Here is a 10,743-nt window from a genome sequence, read left to right as displayed (position 1 = left end):
TGCGCTCCGTTGCCATTGTCTTTGTTCACGGGTATCGCCATACCGCGCATGAGGCCCGTGCCGCCGCGTTAGCCGCTAATGTTGGCTTCACCCAGATCTCGGCAAGCCACAACGTCAGCCCGCTGATGAAGCTGGTGCCGCGCGGCGACACTACCGTTGCAGATGCGTACCTGTCGCCAATATTGCGCCGCTATGTACAGCAAGTGCAGCGCGCCGTGGGCGACACACCGTTATATTTCATGCAATCAAACGGCGGGCTTGCGGCAGCAACCGCCTTTGAGGGCAAGGACGCTGTGCTCTCCGGCCCGGCTGGCGGCATTGTGGGCGCGGCCAAAAGCGGCGCGCGCGCAGGTATTACTCACCTTATCGGTTTTGATATGGGCGGCACGTCCACGGATGTCAGCCACTATGCCGGGGAATACGAACGCGTATTCGATACCGTGGTGGCCGGTGTGCGCATGACCGTGCCCATGATGGACATTCACACCGTGGCCGCAGGCGGTGGCTCGGTCTGCGCCATACGTGACGGTCGGTTTCAGGTTGGGCCTGCGTCAGCGGGCGCTTACCCCGGCCCGGCAGCCTATGGCCGTGGTGGCCCCATCACCATTACAGACTGCAATGTGATACTAGGAAAATTGCAACCGGACTTGTTCCCGGCGGTATTCGGCAAGGGCGGCAATGCGCCGCTTGACGTTGATGCAGCAGTCGCCGGGTTCAAGAAGCTGCGAGCTGACCTTGAAGCCGACAGCGGCACATGCATGAGCATACAGGAAATGGCAGAGGGATTCCTGCGGGTCGCAGTCGAACATATGGCGCGCGCCATCAAAAGGGTCTCCGTCATGCGCGGGCATGACATCAAAAAATACGGCCTGCTGACGTTCGGCGGCGCGGGCGGACAGCACGCCTGTCTTGTTGCCGACGCGCTGGGCATCACCAAGGTTATTGTACCGCCTTTCTCCGGCGTGTTATCCGCGCTGGGTATGGGCCTTGCCGACCAGCGGGTGATTGAAGAACAGGCGCTTGAATGCCGGCTCGGGGAGACGGCGGCTGTCACGGCCGCAGCAAAAGCAACGGCGTCACGTGCGGCAGCGGCCCTCGAGGCACAGGGCGTCGGGAAACCTGCGCAAACGTTGCACACCTCCGTGCGCCTCAAATACCACGGGACCGACACCACACTCAGCGTGCCGCTCGGCTCCCGTGCCGATATGCACGAAGCCTTCGAAGCCGCGCATAAAAAAAGCTTCGGTTTCACCGAAAAAGGCCAGACAATTATTGTTGAAGCCGTGGAGGCGGAAGCCATCGGTGGTGCAGCCACCTCAGCGCTGGACATTAGCACCTCCGGCGATGAAACAGACGCCGCCGATGTGCGTCAGTTTTTCGCGCGTGGCGCCCTGCGGGAGGCCGGAGTATATGACCGTGCAAACCTCAGACCCGGACACCCGGTATCCGGCCCGGCGATGATTTTGGAAAATGGCGGCACAACGCTGGTGGAGCCTGGATGGCACGCCGAATTGATGACCGGCGACACCTTGATTCTGACGCGAGCCGAAGAAAAATCGCAGGCCACGATTGATACCGCAACCGTCGACCCGATCATGCTGGAAATTTTCAACAACCTCTTCATGTCGGTTGCGGAGGAAATGGGTGGCGTGCTGGCCAAAACCGCCCACAGTGTGAACGTGAAGGAACGGCTGGATTTCTCCTGCGCGGTATTTGACGCGGACGGTAACCTTATCGCAAACGCCCCTCATATGCCGGTACACCTTGGCAGTATGGGCGAAAGTGTCGGCGCCATTATCAGGGCGCGTGACGGCACCATGAAACCCGGCGACGTGTTTATGCTCAACGACCCGATGGCGGGCGGCACACACCTGCCGGATATCACCGTGATCACGCCCGTCTTTCTAACCGGCGAGACCGCGCCCGGCTTCTATGTCGCCTCGCGCGGGCACCATGCCGACGTGGGGGGCTTAAGCCCCGGATCAATGCCGCCGCATTCGAAAACGCTTGAAGAGGAAGGCATCCGCTTCACGAATTTTCATTTGGTCGACGCGGGCCGTTTCATGGAAGCCGATGTAAAGGCAGCGTTGGCGGCAGGCCCTTATCCGGCGCGCAACATCGGCCAAAACCTCGCCGACCTCAAAGCGCAGATTGCCGCCAATGAGCGCGGCGCAGCGCAAGTGAACCGGCTTGTTGGCGAATTTGGCGCCGATGTCGTCGCCGCTTATATGGGCCATGTACAGGATAATGCCGAAGAAGCGGTACGGCGCCTCATCACCAGACTTGCCGATGGCGAGGCGCACTACCCGATGGATTGCGGCGCGGAAGTCCGTGTGAAACTGACCATACACCGGAAAGCGCGGGAAATTACCGTTGATTTCAGCGGTACAAGTTCCACCCAAGACAACAATTTCAACGCTCCCCTTGCCGTCACCAAGGCCGCTGTACTCTATGTGTTCCGCACATTGACCGGCGAGGATATCCCACTGAACGCCGGATGCATGAAACCGATCAGGCTGACTGTGCCAGAGGGCTGCATGCTGAACCCGGCCGCCGGGGCAGCCGTTGTCGCTGGCAATGTGGAAACCAGCCAGGTTGTCACCAATGCGCTTTTTCTGGCGACCTCCACCATGGCTGGCGCACAAGGCACAATGAATAACCTCACCTTCGGGAACGACCGTTACCAGTATTATGAGACGATCGCTGGCGGTACGGGCGCGGGTGACGGTTTTGACGGTACCGATGCGATCCAAAGCCATATGACCAACAGTCGCCTGACAGACGCCGAGGTCATGGAATGGCGCTACCCGGTGGTTATTGAGGAATTTGGCATACGCCCGAACAGTGGTGGCGCAGGCCACTGGCACGGCGGCAATGGTGCCAGACGCACCATCCGTTTCCTCGAGGATATGGAGGTTGCCATCCTCTCAGGCCACCGCGCAGAAGGCCCGCCCGGGCTGAAGGGTGGCGAGCCGGGCGCACCGGGTGTAACAACAGTCATGCGCACCGACGGCACTGCACAGCTATTGCGCGCCGCCGATCAGGTAACGCTGGCCGCAGGCGAACGTGTCACAATCGAAACACCGGGCGGCGGCGGTTTTGGCAAACCCTGACAGGACGGACCTTCGGGCCCAGGTTGCGTTTGTACAGCTTTGGGACTATACTCCCGCTGGCGGGACCGCACAGGACCGCACCATGTTATGGGGCAAAAAAAGGCTGCACAGGGAAGTAGCTGATATCAAACGGGGAACTTACGTCACGACAGTGGAGCATGAACACATTTCTCTCAAGAGGAAGGGATCACCATGCAATCCACAGTATCCAAGTTCAAGCGTAGCGTGGCACAAGGCTGCATTGTCGGCCATCTGGTTGCCACACTGTTCATCGCCGGTGCAGCGGTGGGGGTATCCGCGGCACTGACCACTGCGGCAAACGCAGGCGATGAACCGACAAACGGCTATTGGCTTGCCTCGCGCTGCAAAGGTGCGCGCCTCGCTTATGAAGCGAAACGCGACGGCATCTCAGGCCATGTTTCCGTGCTGTATGACATCCTGCCAGACGGCAAGGTGGACAATATTCGTATTATCGAAAGTGTCCCTGCAGGCGTGATGGACAGAAATGTCAAAAGCGCCATGCGCGGCTGGCGTTATTTTGCCTATATGAAAGATGGCAAAGAGAGGGGGCGCGAGGATGTGGCGCTGACATTTACCTTTGGTCATAACGAGGCCGAAAAAGGCAAGGAGTGCACACACACATCGCTGCCGGAAAGCACCACCGCAGCGCTGAACAACTGATGCACCTTGGCGATCAGCACCAGCGGTGCCTGAGCCCCGCTGGTGTTGATACCCCACCACAACAATTTTTGTAGCTATCTACCGGCGCAGTGTGCAACCGTTACTCTCTTTGCTGTAAGGGCGCGCGCACTCCCAATCCTGACCGGTGTAATCCAGATGAGCGTTTTCAGGCAACACAACTTGCTCACACGAACCGCCTCTTGGGCTATACCCTCTGTTACATTTCCAGCCGTCTCCGTCCACCGTCAGGTACCCATTGGGCGGAACGGAAACCTCGGTGCAGCGGGCGCCGGAAACCTGATAACCACGATCGCATTTCCAGCCCGGGCCATAGTTGCTGTCGGTCAGATAACCGTGTGCCGGCACTGCAATGGCGACACAGGTATCGTTTTGTTTGCTGTAGCCGCGTTCACACTGCCAACCCGGCCCAAAGGCGGTGTCGGTCAGGAAGCCGTGTTCCGGGACTTTGGCTGCCACACAGGCCTGTTCCTCCTGGCGGTAACCACGGTCGCACCGCCAATGGTCGCCCGAGGCACTGAGATAGGCATTTGCCGGGACAGGCAAGGCTTCACAAGCTCCGCTCTTTTTAACGAACCCGCGGTCGCAGTCCCACAAGGCGCCGTAATCGTTGCCGGTGACATACCCGTTGGCAGGCACCACGATTTTGGTGCACGTATCGCCTTCCTGTTTATAACCGCGACGACATTGCCAGCCACTGCCGTAGCTCCTGGCCTCTGCATTCGCGGGAACATCCGCTGCGGGCTGTTGTGCCATGGCAGGCGTGGCAAAAACAACGGACCCAAAGAACAGGGCACACAGGAGAGGAAGCAGCAGCGCACGCGCGCCACTGCCAGTCGGATATACAGATTTCATTGCATTGCCTTTCAGGCTGCAGGAACTAAGTATGCCGCGCCGATTATTCGGCGCGGCTTTATTATCTAATTGCCCGGCAACCCCGCAAGGCGGAAGAATCAGGCGCTGTCCTGAGTGCGGGCTTTGCTTTGTGAGCGTTCGATATTGCCCAGCATACGGGCCAGCCCCGCGCTTGACGTATCGCCTTCACCCTTGCGTGGTGGCCGATTTTCACCATTACCACCAGAATTTCCGCCGGACCGTTTTGCACGGCGCGGCCGGTTTGAGTTGGTTTCCTGACGATCATTGCGCTCATTGCGCCCCTGACGGTCATTACGGTCCTGACCGCCCTGCTTGGCCTGCCGCGCCTCGCCGCCTTGCCGGCTCTGGCGTTCACCGCGTCCGGCGTTTTCAGCTCTGGCCGGCTTGTGCTCCGCGTTGCGCTCAGTCTCACGCTGGCCGGTTCCCCTGGCCTGACGTGCCGCGCCGCCGCCATTCCGGCTACGGTTACGGTTGCCTGCCGGCTTTTGTGAGCGCTCACCCTGTCTACCGCCGCGGTTGCGTGCGCCTTGCGGCTCCGGTGCCTGATCGGGGCCTTGCGGACCTTCACCGTCAATTGGCACCTTCAGGCCGGTAAGCCGTTCAATATCACGCAAGTACGCGCGCTCGGTCTCGTCACACAGCGAAATCGCGATACCGCTGTTACCAGCGCGTGCAGTACGGCCAATACGGTGTACGTATACTTCCGGCACATTCGGCAGCTCAAAATTCACAACATGAGAGACGCCGTCAACATCGATTCCGCGCGCGGCGATATCAGTCGCAACCAGCACTGGCACACTGCCTTTGCGGAAATCCGCCAGTGTACGCTCGCGCTGGTTCTGGCTCTTGTTACCGTGAATGGCGCCCGCCGAAATGCCAAATTTCTCAAGGTGCTGTGCAACCTTGTTGGCGCCGTGCTTGGTGCGGGTAAACACAATTGCGCGTTCCACCGTGTCACCCTTGAGGATGTTTACCAGTGCATCGCGCTTGTCGCCTTTGGACATATGGCGCACGCTTTGCGCAATCCGCTCAATAGGTTTCGAGACTGGCGTCACCGAAATCTCGCGCGGGTTGTTCAGGAAATCCTGTGCCAGCGCACGAATCTGCTTTGGCATGGTGGCCGAAAGAAGCGCTGTCTGGCGTGTCTTCGGCAAGGCAGCCATAATGCGGCGAATGGCAGGCATGAAGCCAAGGTCCAGCATCTGGTCGGCTTCATCGAGGATAACCGTTGTCGTCTCGTCAAGCCGGATTGCACCTGAGCGCATATGGTCTTCAAGGCGGCCCGGCGTCGCGACAAGAATGTCAAGACCACGCGCCATGGCTTTCACCTGCGGGCCAGGGCGCGCGCCACCAACCACAACAGTGGCATGGTGTTTGATGTGTTTGCCGTAGCGGGCAATGCCGTCTGCGATCTGTGCCGACAGCTCACGCGTCGGTGTCAGGATCAACGCGCCGCAGCTTTTCGGCCGTGGGATGCGACGATTATTTGCCACCTTGTTGAGGAGCGGCAGCACGAACGACGCGGTTTTACCGGTACCTGTTTGTGCGATGCCAATAACATCATCCCCTGCCAGCATGGCGGGGATAACCTCGGCCTGAATGGGAGTGGGAGTCGTATAGCCTTCGTCCGATATGGCACGAAGGAGAGCCTCGGCAAGTCCGAGGTCAGTAAATTGCTTCAAAATCAAGCTTTCATCTGTCGTTGCAAGCGGCCCACCCGGCCAATGCCAGGCAACGATATTATTTTTATGGGAAGCTCGCGGAGATCAGCTGCCGGGTCCATAGTGCCCAAGGCACCGAAATCTTATGGCAACTGTCCCTAATTACAGACGATTGCTCTCTAAAGTCACCGCCAGCAGCTTTTTTGATGCTGCCATCTTCGCGCAGTGCTTGGCCGAGCTTAGAACACGAATCACCGGCAATAGCAAGGGAATAGCAATCTGCTCCATCCTGAACGAATGGCCATACTGAAGAAAAGATCACCATGGAGTGTTTGCGATGTTATAGCCTGTTCGTATATCGACCACCTCTTCCGGATGATCATGAGGGACTGAAATGAAACTACACCGTATCGCAGTAGCCTGCACAGTCCTTGTTGTTGGCAGCGGGATGCCCCCCTCGCAAGCGCGTGATACGCCGGAGCCACAAAACGCACTCTGGCAGCTGTCTTCCTGCACCAACCCCGGCATGTCATATTCGGTTAAACGCAAACGGCTGAAGGGCAGCATCGCGGTGCTTTTTGACATCCGAGCCGATGGCGAGGTGGAAAATATCCGCATACAAGAAGGTAACCACGACGTCAGCATGAATGGTTATGTTGAGCGGGCGCTCAGGCGCTGGCGCTATTTCGGCTACGTCAGGGACGGCGAACTGGCACAGCGCACAGATGTACCGATCACCTTTACCTATGGCCCTGCACCAAGCAAAAGCTGTACCCACACCAGCCTGCCGGAACTGCCGTCCACCTTGGGCGACCCCAAAAACCCCTACCAAAGCCTCAAACAGTGCATGAAACTGATCATGCCGCTGAAGGCCGCGCGTAAAAAAACGGCCGGGCATATCACCATGGGCTATGACATTACAGCGGGCGGCAGTGTGGAGAATGTCCGGGTGATTACCTCCATTCCGGAAGGCCGGTTTGATGCTGCTGCCACCGATATGCTGGACGACTGGAAGTATTCCGAATTTATGGTCGCCGGCGAGGCGGTCGCACGGCCCAATATGAAAGTCGACTTTTATTTTGGCGACCTGCCCGCCGAGGCAAGCGACGATCGCTGCGCCTTCGCCCCGTGGGACGCCACGCAAAAAATGGTGAAAGGCCACTCAAGAAAATGAATGCGGGAATATAGGTTATTCGCAATACTCTCATGACGTGCGGAAAGCGCGTTTGACTCGCGCCCCGACTGCCTTATAGTTATTTCTGGACTGTATAGTTCCGTATTTTAGGCAGCAACTGTTGGGGGACATGAATGTCGACGGTTACACAAGGCGGCACGAACGGGAAGCGTGCCACACTAAAAGACATCCCGGGTGAAATGGGCTGGCCCATTATTGGTCAGACATTGCGGGTTCTCAAAGACCCCACAGGCTTTGGTCGCTACATGCGCGAAACCTATGGCGACGTCTACCGTTCAAACAGTTTTTTCCGCGATACCGTCAATATGATGGGGCCGGATGCCAACGAGTTTGTGCTGATGGACAAGGGGCGCAATTTCTCAAGCGAAAAAGGCTGGAACGCTTTCCTTGGGCGCCTGTTCCCACGCGGCCTGATGTTGATGGACTTTGACGAACACAAGGCCCACCGGCACATTATGGCCGCTGCCTTCAAGACCGGGCCAATGAAAGGCTATCTTGAACGGCTAAACGATGACATGCCGTCACGCATCAAGGCGTGGGGAGAGGCTGGCAGCTTTGAGTTCTACCCGGCAATCAAACAACTTTCGCTCGATATGGCCACCACCGTGTTTCTCGGCCTCGAACCGGGCAAGGACAGTGAACGCGTGAACAAGGCGTTAACCGATATGGTAGCCGCGTCGGTGGGCATCGTGCGTGTGCCCCTGCCCGGCAGCCTGATGGCCAAAGGCGTGAAAGGCCGCGCCTTCATGGTCGACTTCCTACGTAAACTGATTCCCGAACGGCGATCGGTGGAGGCGACTGATATCTTTACCCAGCTTTGTCAGGCCAGGGACGACGAAGGCAACACCTTCACCGACCAGGAAATTATCGACCATATGATTTTCCTCTGGATGGCAGCGCATGACACCATCACCAGTTCTGTGACCACATTGGTGTATGAGTTGGGTCGTCACCGTGATTGGCAGGATAAGCTGCGCACCGAGATCAAGTCGCTCGGCCTCAATGATGACCGCCTGCCCTATGAAAAAATGAACAAGCTGACACTGACGGAATACGCTTTCAAGGAAGCGCTTCGGCTGAACCCGCCAGTGCCTGCCGTCGCGCGCGAGACCGTGCGCGATGTGGAGTTCGGCGGGCACCTTATCCCCAAGGGCACCATGATCGGTATTTCCATGGTGGCAACCCACCGGGATGCTGCCGTGTGGGAAAACCCGATGGATTTTGACCCCATGCGTTTCTCACCCGAAGGCGGGGCGCGGGAACGACACCGCTTCGCCTGGGTGCCGTTTGGCGGCGGCGCACACATGTGCCTGGGGCTGCACTTTGCCTATATGCAGGCCAAGGTTATCATGACCCACCTGCTGCCACATTATGACATTCGTGTGCCCGAGGGGTACAAAACCACCTTCCAGATCATGCCGCTGATCAAGCCGGTGGACGGCCTGCCCGTCACGCTTGAAGCGCTGAAAAGTTAGGGGTGGCGGTGTGAACGACAAGACCTTTGACTATATCGTTGTCGGGGCCGGTTCTGCTGGCTGCGTCATGGCCGCCCGCCTCAGCGAAGACAGCCGCCGTTCGGTGCTGCTCATTGAAGCCGGCAAAAAAGACGGCCAGATGGCGGTTAACGCGCCAGGCATGATCATCAAGGTGGTGCCGCCCAACAAGCTCAATTGGAACTATTGGACCGAACCACAAAAAAACCTCAACGGGCGCAAACTTTATTGGCCCCGAGGTAAGGTACTGGGCGGCTCATCCTCCATCAACGGGTTGTTGTATGTTCGTGGTCACGCCCGCGACTATGACGAATGGGCACAAATGGGCTGCACCGGCTGGAGCTTCGATGATGTATTGCCCTATTTCAAAAAAGCAGAGGGCAGCGACCGCACGGAAGACGCTTTCCACAGCAAAGGTGGCCCGCTGAAAACAACGCAGCACACCTCTACAAATCCGATCAATGTTGCCTTTCTGAATGCCGCAAGTGAGATGGGGTTGCCGTTCACGGACGATTTCAATGGCGCGGAACAGGAAGGCGTGGGCTGGTATGACCAAACCATCAAGGGAGGACGCCGCCAAAGTGCATCGCGCGCCTATCTCGCCGACGCAAAAAAGCGCCCCAACCTGACCATTTTGACCGAGGCTCAGGTGCGCCGCGTCATTTTGAAGGGGCGCCGCGCGACCGGCATTGAATTGACCCGCAAAGGCAAAACCGAGACATGGCACGCTGGCCGCGAGGTCATCCTGTGTGGTGGCGCCATCAATAGCCCGCAGTTGTTGCAACTTTCGGGAATCGGTGACCCGGCGGATATCCAGTCCGTCGGTCTACCGGTACTGCATCAACTTAACGGCGTGGGCAAGAACATGCAGGACCATCTTGATGCCACGGTCTATGCTCATCTTGTCGACCCTATTTCCGTGTACCGATACCAGGCGCCACACCGTGGCCTGCCTGAACTGGTGAAATGGCTGATGAAAAAGCCCGGTGTCCTGTCTGACTGCGTGACCCCGGTTGGGGCCTTCCTCAAGACGGACAAAGCGCTGGAGCGGCCAGATATCCAGTTCCACATCATGTTGGCGATGGCTGACAAACCGCACGGCTTTGAGGATGCTCACGAACACGGATATGGCATTCATATCTGCCAGCTAAGGCCACAAAGCCGCGGCACTATAAGCCTTGCCTCCAGCGATCCGCTGGCACCCGCGAAGATCGACCCCAATTATCTCTCGGCGCCTGAGGATATGCGGGTGATGCGCGAGGGGGTGAAGATGGTGCGTCGGCTGATGCATCAGCCCGCGCTCAAGGAGCTGACCGAACGGGAAAAAGACCCGTGGCATGGGGTGGACATAGACGACGATACAGCGACAGAGGCTATCATTCGCGACAAGGCGGAGACCATCTATCATCCGGTGGGTACCTGTGCCATGGGGCCGCGCGACAACGCCAACAGCGTGGTCGACCCGGAACTCAAGGTCATCGGTGTTGAAGGGCTGCGCGTTGTTGACGCCTCGGTGATGCCGCGCCTGATTGGTGGCAACACCAACGCACCCACTATCATGATTGCGGAAAAATGCGCTGACATGATCAAAAAATCTGCAAAGCCGGAGGCCGCTTAGCCTTGCCTTGCGCTTTTGATGGAAATCAAGGACTGCCCACTCCCCCTTCGGTATTGATGCGTTAAACATAGCAACCGAAGGGGGTTTT

Annotated in this window: 7 protein-coding genes; 5 read left to right on the top strand and 2 right to left on the bottom strand. The window is 58.2% G+C overall.

All coding sequences use genetic code 11. The features are described 5' to 3' along the window. On the top strand, nt 1-3,113 hold a 3,113-nt coding region (locus ACN0VM_RS15560), incomplete at its 5' end, for a hydantoinase B/oxoprolinase family protein (protein ID WP_417451823.1). A gap of 192 nt (nt 3,114-3,305) precedes the next feature. Further along, nucleotides 3,306-3,794, top strand: coding sequence for an energy transducer TonB (locus tag ACN0VM_RS15555; protein ID WP_417451822.1), 489 nt, complete (start codon nt 3,306-3,308; stop codon nt 3,792-3,794). Nucleotides 3,795-3,872: 78 nt separating this feature from the next. Here the strand turns inward: ACN0VM_RS15555 and ACN0VM_RS15550 are convergent, their stop codons facing one another. Both ACN0VM_RS15550 and ACN0VM_RS15545 read right to left on the bottom strand, forming a co-directional pair. Continuing rightward, nucleotides 3,873-4,667: a hypothetical protein gene (locus ACN0VM_RS15550; protein ID WP_417451821.1), complete on the bottom strand. Its 795-nt coding sequence runs from the start codon at nt 4,665-4,667 to the stop codon at nt 3,873-3,875. A gap of 98 nt (nt 4,668-4,765) precedes the next feature. Continuing rightward, nucleotides 4,766-6,370, bottom strand: a complete 1,605-nt coding sequence (locus ACN0VM_RS15545; protein WP_417451820.1) for a DEAD/DEAH box helicase — start codon at nt 6,368-6,370, stop codon at nt 4,766-4,768. Between the two features lie 373 nt (nt 6,371-6,743). On the opposite strand from ACN0VM_RS15545, the gene ACN0VM_RS15540 reads away from it, so the two are divergent. The 3 genes from ACN0VM_RS15540 to ACN0VM_RS15530 all read left to right on the top strand — a co-directional run bounded on the left by ACN0VM_RS15540 (nt 6,744) and on the right by ACN0VM_RS15530 (nt 10,655). Continuing rightward, a complete protein-coding gene (locus ACN0VM_RS15540; protein ID WP_417451819.1) occupies nt 6,744-7,523 on the top strand; it encodes a TonB family protein in 780 nt (259 codons plus the stop codon). A gap of 134 nt (nt 7,524-7,657) precedes the next feature. Then, nucleotides 7,658-9,019 carry a cytochrome P450 gene (locus ACN0VM_RS15535; RefSeq protein WP_417451818.1) on the top strand — a complete coding sequence of 454 codons (1,362 nt, stop codon included), beginning with the start codon at nt 7,658-7,660 and terminating at the stop codon, nt 9,017-9,019. A 10-nt stretch (nt 9,020-9,029) separates the two neighbouring features. Continuing rightward, the gene (locus ACN0VM_RS15530; RefSeq protein WP_417451817.1) at nt 9,030-10,655 is read left to right on the top strand and encodes a GMC family oxidoreductase; all 1,626 of its coding nucleotides are present in this window, start codon (nt 9,030-9,032) and stop codon (nt 10,653-10,655) included. Nucleotides 10,656-10,743: the final 88 nt, after the last annotated feature.

It is taken from the genome of Kordiimonas sp., from assembly GCF_048260245.1.
Classification (GTDB): domain Bacteria; phylum Pseudomonadota; class Alphaproteobacteria; order Sphingomonadales; family Kordiimonadaceae; genus Kordiimonas.
This window is presented reverse-complemented; position numbering and strand designations above follow the sequence as displayed.